The 19,745-nt window shown below is 42.6% G+C and carries 9 protein-coding genes; all 9 read left to right on the forward strand.

Annotated elements, in window-relative coordinates; translation table 11 throughout:
• The first annotated feature begins 16 nt into the window (after positions 1-16).
• The 9 genes from GSQ74_RS09535 to GSQ74_RS09575 all read left to right on the forward strand — a co-directional run bounded on the left by GSQ74_RS09535 (position 17) and on the right by GSQ74_RS09575 (position 19,712).
• On the forward strand, positions 17-4,198 hold the full coding sequence (locus tag GSQ74_RS09535) for a hybrid sensor histidine kinase/response regulator transcription factor (RefSeq protein ID WP_158992566.1): 4,182 nt from the start codon (positions 17-19) through the stop codon (positions 4,196-4,198).
• A gap of 246 nt (positions 4,199-4,444) precedes the next feature.
• The gene (locus GSQ74_RS09540; RefSeq protein ID WP_158992568.1) at positions 4,445-6,661 is read left to right on the forward strand and encodes an exo-alpha-sialidase; all 2,217 of its coding nucleotides are present in this window, start codon (positions 4,445-4,447) and stop codon (positions 6,659-6,661) included.
• Positions 6,662-6,685: 24 nt separating this feature from the next.
• Positions 6,686-9,097 (forward strand): glycoside hydrolase family 31 protein, encoded by a 2,412-nt coding sequence (locus tag GSQ74_RS09545; protein ID WP_158992570.1) that lies wholly within the window; start codon positions 6,686-6,688, stop codon positions 9,095-9,097.
• On the forward strand, positions 9,069-9,248 hold the full coding sequence (locus tag GSQ74_RS09550; RefSeq protein WP_158992572.1) for a hypothetical protein: 180 nt from the start codon (positions 9,069-9,071) through the stop codon (positions 9,246-9,248). Before GSQ74_RS09545 ends, GSQ74_RS09550 begins: the two co-directional genes overlap by 29 nt.
• Positions 9,249-9,692: 444 nt before the next feature.
• Positions 9,693-12,860, forward strand: a complete 3,168-nt coding sequence (locus tag GSQ74_RS09555; RefSeq protein ID WP_158992574.1) for a TonB-dependent receptor — start codon at positions 9,693-9,695, stop codon at positions 12,858-12,860.
• Between the two features lie 15 nt (positions 12,861-12,875).
• Positions 12,876-14,447 carry a RagB/SusD family nutrient uptake outer membrane protein gene (locus tag GSQ74_RS09560; protein ID WP_158992576.1) on the forward strand — a complete coding sequence of 524 codons (1,572 nt, stop codon included), beginning with the start codon at positions 12,876-12,878 and terminating at the stop codon, positions 14,445-14,447.
• A 39-nt stretch (positions 14,448-14,486) separates the two neighbouring features.
• A complete protein-coding gene (locus GSQ74_RS09565) occupies positions 14,487-15,713 on the forward strand; it encodes a glycan-binding surface protein (protein ID WP_158992578.1) in 1,227 nt (408 codons plus the stop codon).
• Between the two features lie 85 nt (positions 15,714-15,798).
• A complete protein-coding gene (locus tag GSQ74_RS09570) occupies positions 15,799-17,523 on the forward strand; it encodes an alpha-L-arabinofuranosidase (protein ID WP_158992580.1) in 1,725 nt (574 codons plus the stop codon).
• Between the two features lie 29 nt (positions 17,524-17,552).
• Positions 17,553-19,712: a glycoside hydrolase family 3 C-terminal domain-containing protein gene (locus tag GSQ74_RS09575; protein ID WP_158992581.1), complete on the forward strand. Its 2,160-nt coding sequence runs from the start codon at positions 17,553-17,555 to the stop codon at positions 19,710-19,712.
• The last annotated feature ends 33 nt before the right edge of the window (positions 19,713-19,745 follow it).

Below are 19,745 nucleotides of genomic sequence, written 5' to 3' on the forward strand. Positions count from 1 at the left end.
GCCAATTATAAGTTTTATGCGTTTGAAGGTAGTTTTAGTGTTATTCCTAATTTCCGGTGGGTTTTACACTGCACTTGCGCAAGGCAATAAATACCAATTTTCACACCTCGATATCACCAATGGTCTTTCGCGCAATCAGGTAAATTGTATTTACAAAGATTCAAAGGGTTTTATGTGGTTTGGCACCATGGCAGGCCTTAATCGTTATGACGGTTATACCTTTAAAGTATTCAAACACATCGCCAATAATAAAAATTCCATCAACGATGATTATATTGAAAGTATTTACGAAGGCCCGGAGCAAAATCTATGGATAACAACTCGTAATGGGCCTTGCATATATAATTTAGCCACTGAGCAATTTAACAGTGATCTATCGCCTTGGCTCAAATCATTTAACCTGCCCGGCAGCGATTTTACCAAAATTAAAAAGGACAGTAAAGGTGATTTTTGGTTTATCTATCCTAATTCAGGCGCATATCGGTACGATCCGGTTCATAAGCAAACCTATCACTACAGTCATGGTTCAACCTCAAGTCCGTCCCTGTTTTCAAATGCTGTTGCTGATATTTCTGAAGATGCAAAGGGCGATATGTGGTTTATTTACGGTACAGGCGTTATTGAAAAACTGGACGTTGGGCGCAATAAGATTACCTTCAGTAGCAATATATTAAGCAAAGTAAATAATGCCAAACCGCTGCCTTATTCAATAATGGTAGATAGTGATGGTGACTTTTGGCTTTATGCATCGGGTGTAAATATGGGGGTATATTATTTAGACCCTCAAAAAAATGTGTTGAACCATATTGATAAGTCATCAGCAGGAACAAGGCTAAATGCCGATGTTATCAATAATGTTTACCAGGCGGATGATGGGTTGATATGGATAGCAACTGATCATGGTGGCATAAACCTGGTGAATAAAAAGGAATTTAAGGTTACCTATTTATTGAATAGAGAGGATGATGCCAAATCGTTAAGTCAGAACAGTGTGATGCTTTATAAAGATGATTTAGGCATCATGTGGGCAGGTACTTTTAAGGAAGGTATAAGTTATTATCATAAAAATATCATTAGGTTCCCGCTCTACAAGCATTTCACATCCGATCCTTCAAGCTTGAATTTTGAGGATGTTGACAAATTTGTTGAGGACAAACAAGGAAATTTATGGATAGGAACCAATGGGGGTGGGTTAATTTACTTTAACCGCAAAACCGGTAAATACACGCAGTATAGAAACAACCCGCAAAATAGCAACAGCCTTAGCAACGATATAATTGTCGGCATGTGTATTGATCACAATCAGACATTGTGGATAGGTACTTATTTTGGTGGTTTGGATAGTTTTGACGGTAAAACATTTATCCATTACCGCCATGATGACAAAATTGCAACCAGCATTTCCGATGATCGTGTATGGAGCATAGTAGAGGATTCATCAAACCGTTTATGGGTAGGTACACTTGCAGGTGGTCTTAATATTTTCGATCGTTCAAAAAAGATATTCCTGCATCCTTATAACAGCGCGCAAATAACGTCACCCTTCATCTCCTCTATTTTTGAAGATAAGGATGGCAATATGTGGATAGGCGGTTATACCGGTATAAATGTGATAATGAAAAGCAATGGCCGCATAATACATTATACACATAACGATAATGATAACAATAGCCTTATAACCTATAATGTAAACAACATTACCCAGGATAGCAGGGGCCTAATGTGGATAGCGACGCGAGACGGGCTGAGTATGTTAAATTTAAAAACTAACCACTTTATATCATTAACAAAAGAAAGCGGGCTGCCTGATAATTTTATAATTAATATACTCGAGGATAATAGCGGCAAAATGTGGCTGAGCACGTCAAACGGACTTAGCCGTATTACGCTAACATCCACAGGAAATACTTATAGTTTTCAGATTGAGAATTTTGACGAAACCGATGGTTTGCAGGGCCGCGAATTTAATGTAAACGCCGCATTTAAAACAAGCAAAGGCGAACTGATATTTGGCGGCGGACATGGATTCAATCTTTTTGAACCATTAAGCATAAAACCAAACCTCAATAAACCCAATCTGATTTTTACCGATTTTCAGCTATTTGGCAAAAGTGTAACCGTTAATAAAGCTATAAACGGCCATGTTATACTTACAAAAGCAATTACAGAAACACCGGCTATAACTCTTAACCACAGAGATAACGTTTTTACCATAGAGTTTGCGGCGCTTAACTTCTTCAACCCGAATAAGGTGCAGTACCAATATATGCTGCAAGGCTTTGATAAAGGTTGGATCACGGCGGATAATAACAACCGCAAGGCTACCTACACCAACTTGGATGCAGGCGACTATATCTTCAAGGTAAGGGCCGCTAATCCGGACAACATAGCTAGTAAAGATACGATTACCCTGAAAATTCACGTGAATCCACCATTTTTGGAATCGCCAATAGCCTATGTTTTGTATGTACTCATTGTCATCGGAATCCTTTTGTTTATTCGTCGGCGGGGAATCCAAAAAATAAGGCGTGAGTTTGCCCTAAAGCAGGAGAAGATGGAAACCCAGCTGATTATTGAGCAGGAACGGCAGGAAATTGAACGGATGCACGATATTGATAAGTTGAAGACGAAATTCCTGACCAACGTTAGCCACGAGTTTAGAACACCGCTCTCCCTGATTATGGCACCGGCTGACAAAATGTATAGCCATACTATTGATACTGAACAAAAGTTGCAATTGAACATGATCCGTAAAAATGCACGGCGACTGCTAAACCTGGTAAACCAATTGCTCGATTTTCGTAAAATGGAGGTGCAGGAACTGAAACTGCACGCCAAGTCGGGCGATATTATCAAATTTATTAAAGAGATAAGTTTCTCGTTTAGCGATATTGCTGACGAGAAAGGGATTGGTTTTGTGTTTGATACCGAGGTAGATTCGCTCAAAACAAACTTTGATCATGATAAGATAGAACGGATATTATTTAATCTGCTTTCCAATGCCTTTAAATTTACACCCAAAGGCGGTCATGTGAGTGTGCTGGTCAATCTTTACCGCAAAAAAACGGACGCTGAATTGATTGAAATTAAAGTGATCGACACTGGTATAGGTATCGCTAAAGATAAACACGACCGCATATTTGAACGTTTCTTCCAGAATAATCTTCCGGGCTCCATGCTTAATCAGGGAAGTGGTATAGGTTTAGCTATTACCAAAGAGTTTGTAAGTATGCATCATGGCGATATTTCAGTAGAAAGCGAACCGGATCATGGCAGTTGTTTCATTATCCACCTCCCAGTTTTAGCTTTGGATGATATGCAAACGGAAGAACCTTTAGATGATGTGATAACCACATCAGATGATGGGGCCAAACCAGAAGCAAATATCGGCAACCGCCAAAAATCAACCAAAAAACAAAGTGTGTTGCTGGTTGAGGATAATGATGATTTCCGGTTCTATCTAAAAGATAACTTGAAAGATAATTATCATGTAATTGAAGCGGTAAATGGTAAAGAAGGCTGGCAAAAAGCACTGGCCCTGCACCCAGATATTATGGTGAGCGATATTAGCATGCCCGAAATGAACGGTAAAGAATTATGCCGGAAAATTAAGAACGATAGCCGCACATCGCATATCCCCATAATCCTGCTAACCGCGCTCATTGGTGAAGAGGAGGAATTAAAAGGACTTGAAATTGGTGCCAACGATTACATGACTAAGCCATTTAATTTCGAGATACTGGTTTCCAAGATCAGGAACTTGTTGAGCTTACAGGCTACCTTCAAAAAAACCTATACCCGCCAGCTGGATGTGCAATCGGTAGAACCAATTTTGCCATCAACCGATGAAAAATTCGTTAAGGAGATTATCAAATACATCGGCGATAACATGCTTAACCCAGCTCTGTCTGTTAACGAGCTGAGCCGGCACATGGGCATGAACCGTAATACCCTTTATAAAAAACTGCTTACCATTACCGGTAAATCCCCGGTAGAATACATCAGGTCGCAACGCCTTAAAAAAGCTGCTCATTTACTCGAGCATAGCCAAATGAACATTGCCGAGGTCTCATATGAGGTCGGCTTTAACACCCCCCAATACTTCGCCCGGTCATTTAAGGACGAATTTAATATGCTGCCATCAGAATTTGTGCTGCAAAAGCGTACACAAAGCCAGCCCATTAACAATATTTCCTGATAATAGCTATTGTATATCAGTTGATTAGATCTGTGTAAACATTTGTTACATTCAAAATTACAAATGTTACTATCATTTTGTGGGCTGCCTTATATCTTCACTTTCTGTTATAAACCAATTATTCGTTTTCTAAAAAGCTATTTATTAAATGGTGTTTATGTGTACGTTATTTCCGTGGGCGCTAACTATGCGGCCGTATATTATTATAGTATCTAATTTATGATGAGGCTGTCCTATTTGTTTTTAATGGCAGCTCTATTAAATCTGTCAGCCTCGGCACAACAAACCGTACAGGGCTATAATTGGAAGAGTGTTCAAATACGGGGCGGTGGTTTTGTTGATGGCATTATTTATCATCCAACAAAAAAGGGCCTGCTTTATTGCCGTACCGATATGGGCGGTGCTTATAAATGGAATAATGCAACTAAAACCTGGGAACCCTTGCTGGATTGGGTATCCTATAAAGACAATAACCTGATGGGCGTTGAAAGCATAGCACTTGACCCTAACGATACTAACCGTTTGTATATGGCTTGTGGCACGTATACCAGTTCGCATGGGCCTAATGCTATTTTGGTTTCCGACAATCAGGGTAAAACCTTTAAACAGGTAGATGTACCCTTCAGGATGGGTGGTAATGAAAATGGCAGGGGCAATGGCGAGCGAATGGCTGTAGACCCCAACAATGGCAATATTATTTATATGGGAACCCGACTGGATGGCTTATGGAAAAGTGATGATCGTGGTTCAAGTTGGCATAATGTAAGTGGAATTTCATCCTCGATGGTGTCTCCCGATACTTCAACCAAATACTGGTCGAGGCCCAACGGGATCATATTTGTTTTATTTGATACAGAAAACAAGGTTAACAATAAAAACACGGTTATCTATATTGGTATCTCCCAAAAAGGAAAAGCAAACCTGTACAAAAGCACTGATGGCGGCACTAAATGGTTACCGGTACCTAGCCAGCCAACAGCTTTAATGCCTACACATGCGGTTTTGTCGGCAGATGGGATGCTTTATCTTACCTACGGTAATAGTCCCGGCCCGAGCGCGATGACGGATGGCGCTGTTTATCAGTTCAATACAAAATCCGGTCAATGGAAAAATATCAGCCCCATAAAACCCGACCCCGAAAATGGAAAAGGGTTTGGCTACGCAGCCGTAACCATTGATGCGCAACACCCGCAAACCATTATGGTGAGTACCTTCCATCGTTATGGAAAGGCAGGCGGCGACGATATTTTTAGAAGTACTGATGCTGGCAACACCTGGAAACCCATATTTACAGGCGACGTCAAAGGTAAATATGATGATAGCGCTGCACCCTATGTAGCACATACCGGCATCCATTGGTTGTTTGACCTTGAAATTGACCCGACCAATACCAACCACGCCATATTTACCACCGGCTATGGCCTGCATGAAACATACGATTTAACCAATGTGGATATGGGTAAACCTACCACATGGACGGTAAAAAATATCGGCATTGAAGAAACCGTGGCGTTAGAACTGCTAAGTCCACCTCAGGGCGCCCAATTAATCTCAGCCATCGGCGATTATGGTGGATTTGTCCATAATAACTTGGACGAACCTGCACCCGAAGGCAATTTTATAAACCCCCACTTTTCCAATACAACAGGTGTAAGCTGTGGTGCGCAAAACAGTAGCATCATCGTTAGGGTGGGTGAAGGTTCGATCCAGGTAGGCGGTGGAAATATTGCTTATTCCTTAGACGGAGGAAAACAATGGCAACCCACACAAAGCGCTCCCTTTACAGGAAGCAGGAGTGGTTCTATAAGCGTTTCCGCAGATGGGCATAGCTGGATTTGGACACCGCAAAATAACATACCTTACATCACTGGTGATAAAGGCAATACTTGGCAACTCGTATCCGGTTTACCAGTGAATACCCGGATTGTAGCAGATCAGGTAAACCCGGCCAAGTTTTATGCCATGGCCTTATTTGATGGCGAGCTTTTTACCAGTATCGATAGTGGAAAAACCTTCCAACAACAAAATTTAAATTTAGCAGGCGGCTTGCCCGAACGAACCCGCAATCGTGGTGATGTCCGTGGTGGTCAGGATCGAATTTATGCAGTTCCCGGTAAAGAGGGGCAGCTTTGGATAGCAACCTTTGATGGTTTGTACCGCAATGCCGCTAAAATAAATAAGTTTCAAAAAATAGCCCACGTGTCCGAGATACATGCATTTGGTTTCGGTAAAGCAGCCCCTCAAAGCGAATACCCAGCCCTATACCTGGCCGGAACCATCGATGGTACGGATGGCATTTTTCGCTCGGATGACGAAGGAAAAAACTGGGTAAAAATTAATGATGACCAGCATAGCTGGGGGCTGATTCTTCAAATAACAGGCGATCCTAAAAAATATGGGCGTGTATACGTAGGCACCCATGGTCGGGGTATTTTCTATGGAGATATGATCCAATCTAATTAAAGTAAAAAAGTATATCAAAAAATTATGTTATATAAAAATCTACATTTTAAACTAAGCAAGCTATGCAAACCTTTATTGCTGCTGATCGGCATCTTCATGGTACAACCTGTCCACGCGGCTATCCGCGACTTTAAAAAGCAAGCCGACGGTGTTGTTTTTAACCTGGATAAAGGCCTGATGAAAATAAAAATATGCAGTGCTGATATCGTCGAAGTAAAATACACGGTATTCAACACTTTTCAAACCAAGGAATCACTTGTAGTTAACAACAAGTGGAGCACGCCGGTTAGTTTTTTGGTGGCAGATGAGGGTAATGATATTGTGATCACCACCGCCCGGTTAAAAATTGTGGTTAACAAAGCAACCAATGCTACCAGCTACTTAACAAAACAAGGTGTGCTGATAACCGCTGAAGATCAATCGGATAACAAAAGTATGCAGGCAGTTACAATAGCCGGCATAAACACTTTTAACTGCTCAACTGAATTTAACTCTCCTGCTGATGAAGCGCTATTCGGATTAGGCTGCCACCCGGTTGATTCATTATCTATCAATTACAAAGGCCGCAACCAGGATATGCTGATTAAGTATATGACAGGTGCCATCCCGGTTTTGCTGTCGACTAAAGGCTACGGGTTGATGTGGGATAATTACTCCGCATCCAGTTTTTATGGAGCCGAGGCCCAAAACACAAAGTTTAAATATGTATCAGAAAGCGGCAAGCAGGTTGATTATTATTTCTTTTATGGTCCAACATTCGATCATATTATCGATCTGTACCGCACCGCTACCGGCAAAGCGCCTATGTTCCCTAAATGGGCATTTGGCTTATTCCAGTCGCAGGATAGGTACATGAGTCAGGACGAGATCATCTCCGTAAAAAATAATTACCGCGATAACCATATACCGCTTGATGTAATTGTGCAGGATTGGTATTACTGGGATCCATTGCCTATCGGTTCACACATCATGAATCCCGACAGGTATCCCAACCCTAAAAAAATGCTGGATGAACTACATAAAGATCACATTCATGGTATGATTTCAATCTGGCCGGTATTTGGTAAGGGTACACCAAACTATGATGCACTCAAAAAAATGGGTGGTATGACTGATATTACCTGGGATAACGTAGTGACCCATACTTATGACAGTTACTATGATGCTCATAACCCCGCTGCCCGGGCATTATACTGGGAGCAGGCAAGAGACAGTCTGATAAAAAAATACGATTGGGATGCCTGGTGGGTTGACCAATGTGAACCTGATAACGGTACTTTACTGGATGCCCGCCGTCAAACCAATTTCTGGCCGGGTAGGGGGATTGATTACTTCAACACTTACTCCCTGGAGCATTCAAAAGGTATTTACCAGGGCTGGCGTAGGGATATTCCGGGTAAACGCGCATTCTTCTTAATCAGACAATCATTCGCCGGCGAGCAACGGAATGCGGCTACTTTATGGTCTTCGGATATTACCTGCTCGTTTGAATCATTTAAAAGGCAAGTACCGCAGGGCATTAACGCCTGTGTTTCCGGTATCCCATACTGGACATCCGACATTGGTGGTTACCACCTTAACTGGGGGACACCGGATTGGTCGCAGCCGGAGTATCGCGAACTCTTCACCCGTTGGTTCCAGTTCGGTAGTTTTAGCCCGATATTCCGTATCCACGGTAAAGGCGAACGCGCCATTTTTTCCAAAAATTGGGATGATAAAACCAGAGCCATTTTGTTGAAATATGATAAACTTCGTTATCGCTTATTGCCATACATCTATTCGCTTGCCGGTAAGGTAACAACAGATAATTATACCATTATGCGTTCCCTGGCTTTTGATTTCAGGAATGATAAAAATGTATACAATATCCCCGACCAATATATGTTCGGTCCGGCATTTATGGTAAACCCGGTAACCGAGCAACTATATACCGGCAGCAATGCTTCTGCCGGAAAAACTACCCGCGATGTTTACCTGCCTGCAGGTACTACCTGGTATGATTTCTGGACCGGAAAAACTTACAATGGTGGCCAAACTATTGCCGCCAATGCACCAATTGATGTGATGCCGCTATATGTAAAAGCAGGATCAATTGTACCTATGGGGCCGGTTATGCAGTATGCTACAGAAAAACCTGATAACAATATTGAGCTAAGGATATACCCTGGTGCTGATGGCGAGTTTACCTATTATACAGATGAAAATAACAACTACAATTACGAGCACGGTAACTACTCAACCTTCAACCTAAAATGGGATGATAAACAACAGGTACTAACCATTTCTGATAGTAAGGGTAAATTTCCGGGTATGTTAGCACAGCGCAAGTTCAATATTGTGTTAGTTAGTGGCTCTCATGGTTCTGATTCTGGGGTTGTCGATCATGCTGATAAAACAATTACCTATTATGGTAAACAGGTGTCAGTTAAACTATAATGAAATCATTAAAACTAAACAGTGCACATTATCCGGCTGGCATCTCATCGGTAAGATTGCTGGCACCGATCAGCAATTGTATTTTGAACGAAGTGTCGATACTTTAACCTATAAGCTACCGGATAACCCTGCCGGATCAGGTAGCTTGTAGTTTTAAGATATTTCCGGCTTAAATAATATTAAAATAAAAGATTTAGATATTTATATGAACTTAAGTAATTGTAAATCAATTAATTAAATATATATAAACATTAGTTACATCAATAGTTACAAATGTTACATTCTTATAAAATCATCATTAATATCTTCATTCCAGTAATATGATGCATTATTTGGCAGCCATATTAAATAATACAACCAATTATAATTTAGTCCTTAACCCGACGATTTTTTTAAGATTTAATAGATAGATGCAATGTCTTATGTTTTCGGCAATTTATTGCCGAAAACATAAATGCTAACATTTTAACGCTGTTTACAGGCTATAAAAGGCCAATAGTTTACTGTACTTAACCTATAAATTATGAGATAAAAACTAACCAAAACCTAAAAATTATGAACCAATTATTTACCGTTTTTAAAATTTCTGTATAAGATGGAAAAAAAATTACCAAAAAAATTAAGTTATAGTGTCCTACTGTTCGCAGCTATCATGTTACTAGGCCTTTCTGGCTATGCGCAAAGCAGATATGTTACGGGCAAAGTTGTCGGCTTAGATGATAGCAGGCCAATGATTGGCGTTACCGTAAAAGTTAAGGGCGCGGCAATTGCCGCATCGACCGATATAAACGGCGATTTTTCTATCGAAGCGAAAACCGGCGATGTGCTGGTGTTTTCATACGTGAGCTATCAAAGCAAAGAAGTAACTGTTGGCAGTACACGGGTAGTTAACGTAGCTTTAACCGCCATTAACACCAACCTTAACGAGGTGGTTGTTATTGGCTACGGTAAGTTGCAGCGTAAGGACCTTACCGGCTCAATAGCCTCGGTTTCCGCAAAAGACCTTGTTGAAACGCAACCTACTACTTTCGACCAGGCCTTGCAAGGAAAAGTTCCGGGAGTTGTTGTGCAGCAGGTATCGGGACAGCCGGGCGGCGATGTGAATATCCAGATACGGGGTATAGGTGGTTTTACCGAAAGCCCGCCATTGTACGTGATAGATGGTGTTCAGATACCACCTAATGCCCAGTCACCCATTCCGGGCGAGGGTACAAACCCGTTGTCGACCATCGATCCGTCGCAGATCGCATCTATCGACGTCTTAAAAGATGCTTCGGCTACGGCTATTTATGGCTCACAGGCATCCAACGGTGTGGTTATCATCACCACAAAAAGAGGCGTGTCAGGCACGCCAACCATCAGTTACGATGGTTATAAGGGCTGGCAGGCCTTACCAAAGTACTACGATGTAATGAACCTGCCGGAGTACGCTACTTTCATGAACGAAAAAGCGGCCATTATCGGTTATGACCTGCGTCCGCAATTTGCCAATCCGCAATACCTTGGTCAGGGTACCAATTGGCAAAAAGCGTTGTTCCGCACAGCGCCTATGCAAAACCATAATGTGGCCATTACCGGCGGCGATGCCCGTACCAAGTATTATATATCAGCTACTTATTTTTCACAAGAAGGTATTGCTTTAGGTTCTGATTTTGACAGAACCTCTATCAAAGCAAATATTGATAACAAAACCACCGACTGGCTTAAAGTAGGTATTAGTTTGGATCTGGCTCATGTGTCAGAAGACGTTGGTACCACCAACACCGGTGTAATTTTACAGGCATTGAACCAAACACCCGATGTGGAAGTTAAAAACCCTGACGGTACCTGGGGCGGTAATGATCCGAATATTTACGGGGCTTACGGGGCCAATCCATTCGCGTTAGCATCGCTCGTAACCGACCATAAAAGCCGGTACCAGGGGCTTGGGAACGCCTATGCCGAAATACAGTTTACCAAAGATCTGAGTTTACGTAACGAGGTATCGGGCAATTTTGATTTCGCTACCGAAGACTATTTCGACCCCACCTATGTGATGGGTTCATACACACATACCAGCAATACGGGAACCGCTACCACTGGGCAAAATATTTATAATTCAATAACCAATTACCTAAATTACTCGCATACATTCGCCTCCAAATATTTTGTGAGTGCAACTTTAGGGCACGAAGCACAGGTGGTAACCACTTCGTCAGTTTCGGCCACCCGTACTAATTTTGCCAGTAACGATGTAACCACCATAAGCAGCGGCGACCCCACCACGGCAACCAACACCGGTGTAAAATCGGATGGTGCAATGGAGGCCTACTTTGGCCGTGCAAACTTTACTTATGATGATAAATACCTGTTAACGGGTACTATACGCCGCGATGGTTCTTCTAAATTCGGCCCGGCAGACCGATGGAATACCTCCTATTCGGGTGCCTTCGCATGGAAGATCATGAATGAGGATTTTATGAAGGGTGTAAAAGGTATTAATGACCTGAAATTGAGGTTAGGTTATGGTTTGGTGAATAACCAAAACATTAATGAGTATGCCTATGGCTCAACTTTAAGTACGGTAGCCACCGGCTTATCGGGTAATTCGCAGTTAACCGCAACCGAAGGTAACCCCAATGTAAAATGGGAAACCTCAACATCGTATAACATGGGCCTGGACGTGAGTGTACTGAATAGCAGGATACAGCTTACTGCCGATGCTTATTACAAAAAAACAAATAATCTGTTGCTACCCCTTACGCTTCCATATTATTCAGGCACGTATCCTAACGGCGGCTATTCACCCGGTGCAATTCAATCGCCTTTTGTCAACATCGGCGCGGTAAGTAATAAAGGCTTTGAGTTCTCATTAACAACCTATAATATCAAATCGAAAGATTTTAACTGGAAAACAACCATCAACTTCTCACGCAATATCAATACAGTACTTGCTTTAAACCCGGGCACACCGGCCATTTACGGTACGTATACCAAAACAGTTGTAGGTGGTTCTATCGGTGATTTTTATGGTTATCAAACACTAGGCCTTTATAAAGACGCCGCCGACTTTAAAAAATATCCGGCGGTATGGCAAAATGGTAGCGGGCCTATACCTATTACACCTGGATCTGGTGGGGTTTGGGTTGGTGATGTCATTTTTAAGGATAATAATAAGGACGGAAAGATAGATGCCAATGACGAGACCGATTTAGGTTCGCCGCTGCCTAAATTTCAATATGGCATTAACAACACCTTTAATTATAAGCAATTTGACCTGACGGTTTTCATGACCGGTGATTACGGTAATAAGATCTTCGATCAGGTATTAGTAAATGGCGATGATCCTAACCAAAATTTCGGTTATTTCCCGGCTGTGCTTAATTACGCGCGTATCGGCCTGATCACTCCTGTCGCTGCGGGTGGTTCCGCATCCGATATCAACAATGTGTACATTACTAACCCAAGCACTAATATTACACGGATAAGCCAGAGCAGTGGCGATCAGAATACTATCTTTTCCGATAGATATATTCAAAACGGCTCGTTCCTGAAATGTAAGAGCATCGCTTTAGGCTACAAATTTAATAACGATCTGATCGCCAAATTGCATATTGCTTCATTAAGGATATACGCCAATATGACCAATGTATTTACTATCACAAAATATAAGGGATACGACCCGGAGATCGGTTCATGGAACCCGTTAGCGGCTGGTATTGATAACGGTTATTACGCGCAACCCCGTGTTATTTCAATTGGCGCCAATGTATCTCTAAAATAAATAAAATTTATTATCATGAAACTGATTAAAATAAATATTCTCCTGTTGCTTATCGCCATTGCGGTGGGCAGCTGTAAAAAATCTTTCCTGAACAGACCCCCACTGACCGGGCTAACGACTGATAACTTTTATAAAAGCACCGCCGACCTTCGCCTGGCAACGGCGGCCATTTATGCACAGCCCTGGTTCGACTGGAACAATTTTCCATTACTCGGCATCGGTGATATTATGAGCGGCAACATGTTGCAGCCGTATAATTCAGACCTGGTACAGTTCACCACCTTTTCTATCACCAGTAATAATTCCTATGTAACACAAGCGTGGACAGGCTTTTACGATATTGTAGCGCATTGCAACATCAATATAAAGGCTATCAATACCCAACTGCCCGATTCGGTATCGGTAAAAGGTAAAAACGGTGCACTTGGCGAATTACGTTTTTTGCGTGCCACGGCTTATTTTTACCTGGTGCAGCTATGGGGGGCGGTACCTATTATTGAGGATAACGACAAACTGATAACCAATCCTTTGGTGCCGCGTAATAAAACTACCGATGTTTATAAATTCATTATAAACGATCTGCGGTTCGCGGCTACCAATTTACCAACTTCCGATCAACCTGGGCGTGTTACAACCTGGTCGGCACAGGGTTTGCTGGCAAAGGTATATCTGACCAGGGCAGGTTTAGGCCAAAGCATGACCCGAAACCAAACCGACCTGGATAGTGCAGCTTACTTTGCAGGCAATGTTTGCAATACCAGCGGCTTAACATTATTGCCAAGCTATTATAACCTGTTCAGAACACAGTATAATGATAATCCTGAATCACTTTTTGCATTTCAATGGGCACCTGGCGTAGGTTATGGCAACGGAAATGATATTGAAGCACAGTTTGCACCAAGCGGTAGCCTGGTTACCGGTGGTGGTGGCTGGGGCGGCGCTATTGGCCCGACCATAGATTTGGCTAATTTATATGTTCCTGCAGATTCGGTACGCCGTAAAGCTACTTTTATGCTTACTGGAGATTATTATCCCGAGCTGGACGCAACGAATGGCGGCTATACTGCAACCGGTTGTAATGTTAAAAAACACATAGTAGGCACCGCTGCTGATAATAATTCACCTACGATGGACTATTGGTCGTCTATTGAGCATAATACGGTTTTAAGGCTGGCCGATGTATATTTAGTATATGCGGAAGCATTAATGGGTAACAGCAGTTCAACCACTAATGCGCTGGCATTGCAATATTTTAACGATGTGCGTGTAAGAGCCGGTCTTCCGCGGGCGACCAGCATTACAACAGCATCATTGATGACGGAACGCCGCATAGAGCTGGCGTTCGAGGGCCAGTACTGGTTTGATCTGGTTCGCCTGTCGTACTATAATCCGCAGGCTGCTATTGCATCTCTTAACGGGCAGGTAAGGGATCAGTTTACCTACGACCCGAGTACGGGTATAAAAACTGTTACGCCAAGCGGCCTGCTCATTACGCCGGCTACAGTTGCAACATTTACACTGCCTATACCTGCCAATGATCAAACAGCCGACCCGTTACTATTACAGGCACCTGTGGCTTATTATTAATAAAAAGATATTGGAATTAAAATTATCCTTAAAAAAATCATGAAAAAGCTACTTAAACATGTTAATAGCTGTTTGCTGCTGATGTTGATCGCGGCAGGCATCCTCATACAACAAAGTTGTAAAAAGGACACCTCATCGTCCACAGGTACGCCTGTTATTACCGGCATACGCAATTACGTTGCCCATCCCGGCGATTCCGCTTTAACAAAAGTGGGTACAGGGCTGTGGGTAGTTATTTCGGGCCGCAATTTAAAGGGCGCGCTACAGATCAATTTTGATGGCGTTGCAGGCTCGTTTAATGATGCCTGGTTCTCTGATACCAGCGCCATTGTGCTGATACCGGCGGTCATCGCTTTCCCATCGGTACCGGCAAAACAACTCAATACCGTACAATACATCACCACACATGGGCAAACTACCTTTAGTTTCCCTATTATTGCACCTGCGCCACAAATAACAAGCATTTCTGATGAAGATGCACCAGCCGGAGATTCGGTTAAGATTTATGGGTTTAACTTCTTCTTTATCAAAAGTGTAACTTTTGGTGGCAAAGTAATCACCAGCTATACCTCGTCAAACGATGGTACTTCAATTACGCTGGCGGTACCATCGGGTATACCACAAACAGGTGGTCTGGTATCGGTTACCACAAATTCGGGCTCAGCCGCTACAATTTATAACGTTGAGGATTTTGTAGATGGTGTATTTCAAAACTGGGATAGTATAAACGGATATCCATGGGGATCGAATACCGATAACAGTTCCACTGATTATCCGGGTAATACGGGCAGTTACAACGTAATAACTGCAACCAGCCTTGCTGGGGGCGACTTTAACTGGTACAATGGTGGTCGTGGCGTAAATATGGGTGCCAGTCAATGGGTACCGGTTGCAAATATCGATAGCAGTTTATCCAGTTATGCTGTAAAGTTCGAAGTATCGGTTCCTAAATCTACTCCATGGACTGGCGGTTCTATTTTCATATCAGTAAATTATAGCTTTACTTACATAGCCCGGTACAGGCCGTGGGCAAACAGCAACGGTACGACAACGCCGTTTACTACAACAGGATGGGTAACCGTTACCGTTCCATTGTCAAGCTTTTTAACCAATAATGGTACCGGCATCCCGGTAGCTTCTATTACAGATTTAGTTGGTTCAAGTGGTAACAATGGTATGAATATCTGGTATATCAATGATGGTACAACCTCGGTTGCAGCTTTCACAATGGCAATAGACAATATCCGGGTAGTTAAAATTCAATAATTGGTTAATTCATAAATACCCGTGACTGCAAGTTCAGGAGCGGGTATTTTTTTTCATGCTGATACGCCTTATAATTAAACTATAAATGAAGCATATACCCCACTTTAAATACTATGCCCTTGGCTTATTCGCTTTATCAGCCTGTTCAAAAAGTAAAAGCAATAATCCCACTCCTGTAACACCTGGCGGCGGGGATACTACTGTAACGATCAAGGCGCAAACGGATCCCGCTATTGCGGCAACGATGGGTTTTTTCTTAGACGACTGGGCACCAAAAACGTTCACTACACCATCTTATGCCGATACTACAAAGCCATCGGCAACAGCATCGGTAACCGTAAATGTTGACTATAGTAATGTGATTACCAAGGTTTCGAAATACCTGTTTGGTAATAATACCAATCCCTACATAGGGCAATTGGTTACCGAGACAGGTTTAATAAATAATATAAAAACCTTATCACCGAATGTATTACGCTTTCCGGGCGGCAATATTTCCAGCGTTTATTTTTGGAACGGTGTAGTGCCTGCCGATGCTCCGGCTAACTTATATGACACTAATGGAAACAGTGTTGCTGCAGCATACTGGTTGGGCAATAATACCGCCGCCTGGACGCTTTCGTTAGATAACTATTATTTAGCATTGCAGCAAACTAACAGTACTGGCATTATAACCGTGAATTATGGTTATGCCCGTTATGGCACCAGCGCCCATCCCGACCAGGTTGCGGCACATTTGGCGGCCAACTGGGTTAGGTATGATAATGGCCGCACAAAATATTGGGAAATTGGCAACGAGAGTGGCGGCCCGTGGCAAGCAGGCTATCAAATAGATGTCACACAGAATCAAGACGGTCAGCCTAAAATAATTACTGGCGCACTTTACGGAACCCACTTTAAAGTATTTGCCGATTCTATGCGAAACGCGGCAAAGCAAATAGGAGCCCAGATAGAAATTGGCGCGCAAATCACTAACCCTGTTTCTTATAACTCGACCGATCCGACCTGGAATTCAGGCTTGTTTGCGTCAGCGGGTAATTACCCCGATTTTTACATTGTGCATGATTATTACACTGGTTCGGATAACGAAACTGCTGCGACCATCCTCGCCACCCCGGTAACGGAATCAAAAGCTATCATGACCTGGGTGAATAGCTCAGAACAAAAGGGTGGCGTTGCCTCAAAACCAATAGCCCTTACCGAATGGAATATATTTGCAACAGGTGCAGATCAAATGGTATCAAACATAGCGGGTATGCATGCCACTATGGTTTTAGGCGAATTATTAAAAAATAATTTCGGCATGGCCAGCCGCTGGGATTTGGCAAACGGTTGGAATGGTGGTGATGACCAGGGTATGTTTAGCTTGGGCGATGAACCGGATAACACCACTAAATGGAATCCCCGCCCATCGTTTTACCACATGTACTACTTCCAAAAATACTTCGGCGATAGGATGGTTAACTCAACGGTATCCGGTAGTTCGGATGTGTTTAGCTATGCATCTTCATTTACCTCAGGCCAGGCCGGGGTGGTAGTGGTTAACAGGGGTTTAGCATCGCAGGTAGTCGGCATCAATATTCAAAATTTCGCGCCAGGCACACGCTATTATTATTACGTACTGGTTGGCGGTACAGACAACGGCCAATTTTCGCGCAAAGTATATATTAATGGCGTTGGTCCTTCATCTGTATCGGGCGGCCCATCCAATTATACGCAGATCACCGCGAAAGCGGGTCTCATTCAGGGAGGTATAAAAGTAGCATTGCCGCCAATGTCGGTTATATTTTTAGTGGCTGATGCAAAATAGACCCGAATAAATAAAAATAAGATCAAAAAATGATAAAATATATAACAGCGTGCGTTGTAGCCCTTTTCCTGTTTGGCAATGTTTCAGCTCAAGATAAAAACGAGGCCGCTTTACAGGTTAAAATTAATAAGGTAATTAAAAAGATGACGCTCGAAGAAAAGATAGCGATGCTTCATGGCAATGCGTTGTTTTCTTCAGATGGTGTAAAGCGTTTAGGGATACCCGAATTAACCTGTGATGATGGCCCATTAGGTGTCCGGGAAGAAATAAAACGCTTCGACTGGAACTCTGCCAATTGGACAACCGATTCGGCTACCTTTCTTCCAAATGGTTCGGCAATAGCCGCTACTTGGAACCCTGATATGGCTCACAAATATGGCGTTGTGATCGGGCAGGAAGCAAATGCCCGTAAAAAAGATGTGATGCTATCGCCCGCGTTTAATATTTGCAGGATGCCACTTAATGGCCGTACTTATGAATACTATTCCGAGGACCCATATTTGAACGGCCGGTTAGCGGTGCAGGCTGTAAAAGGTATTCAGAGCCAGCATGTGGCGGCTTGTGTAAAACACTTCGCGGCCAATAACCAGGAGGTTAACCGTAACAATATCAACGAGGAAATTGATGAACGGGCCTTGCGCGAAATTTATTTGCCGGCCTTTAAAGCAGCTGTACAGGAAGGTAACGCCTACACCATCATGTCAGCTTACAACAAAGTGAATGGTTACTGGTGTTCTGAGAATGACTTTTTACTCAATAAAATATTAAAGAAGGAATGGGGCTTTAAAGGTGCAGTAATATCCGATTGGGGCGGTGTTCACCATACCATAGCCGCGGCTAACAATGGCCTGGATATTGAGATGGGATCGAGCGGACCGTACGACCAATGGTACTTCGCTAATCCGCTGCTGGCCGCTGTAAAAACAGGCCAGGTTTCAGAGAAAACGATTGATGATAAAGTGAGGCGGATATTATGGGTAATGTACCATACCTCCATGAGTGCAAATCATCCAAAAGGATCTATCTCAACACCTGCGCATGGCAAAGCTGCTTATGATATTGCGTCTGAGTCGATAGTACTGTTAAAAAATGATGCGCATCTGCTTCCTTTAAAAACAAACAACATAAAAAGCATAGCGGTAATTGGTGATAACGCTATCCGGACATTTGCTTCGGGTGGTTATGGTGCAGGTGTGAAAGCGAAATATGAAGTTACAGCATTGGCGGGCATCCGGTCGAGGTTTGGGCAAACAGCCGATATTAAATTTGCACAAGGCTATAAAGCTAATTATTTAGCCAATAATACAGATGAACAAAATGCCGGTTCTGATAAACCCGACCAAACACTGATAGATCAAGCGGTATCACTTGCAAAAACAACTGATGTAGCTATTTTATGCATTGGCTCCAACCGCGAGTACGAAAGCGAAGGGCATGACCGCAAAACTCTTGCGCTTCCCTTTGGTGAGCAGGCACTGGTTAACGCGGTAACCGCCGTAAACCCCAATACCATTATTGTAATAATGGCAGGCGCGCCATATGATCTCAATGAAATCAAAAAATCAAACCATACGATTGTCTGGTCATGGTTTAATGGCTCAGAGGCGGGTAATGCGCTGGCCGATGTATTGAAAGGTGTTATTAATCCATCAGGCAAAATGCCGTTTACATTCCCGGTTTCATTGCATGATTCACCTGCATTTGCATTAAATAGTTACCCCGGCGAAAATCTTAACACCACTTATAAAGAAGGGATATTGGTAGGCTATCGCTGGTACGATACCAAAAATATCGAACCGCTATATTGTTTTGGTTACGGGCTTTCTTACACCAATTTTGCCTACACCGGTTTATCAACCGATAAAAAGAACTATAAGCTTAATGATAAGATAGCTGTAGCCGTAGCTGTAAAAAACACGGGTAGCCTTGCGGGGAAAGAGGTCGTTCAGCTTTATATCAAAAAAGTAAATTCATCCATATTAAGAGCTGATAAAGAACTTAAAGCCTTTAAAAAAGTAGCGATAGCTCCGGGTAAAACCGCTGTTGTTTCAATGAATGTTAAGGTAAATGACCTGGCTTATTTTGATGATAAGTTAAACAAATGGGTTGTTGAACCGGGCGAATATAAGATCATGGCAGCATCCTCGTCAAAAGACATCAGAAAGGTAATATCCTTTTACGTTCGTTAATTATATCTTCATAATTAACGAAGATCCTGCATC

The organism is Mucilaginibacter sp. L196, assembly GCF_009765905.1.
GTDB lineage: Bacteria > Bacteroidota > Bacteroidia > Sphingobacteriales > Sphingobacteriaceae > Mucilaginibacter.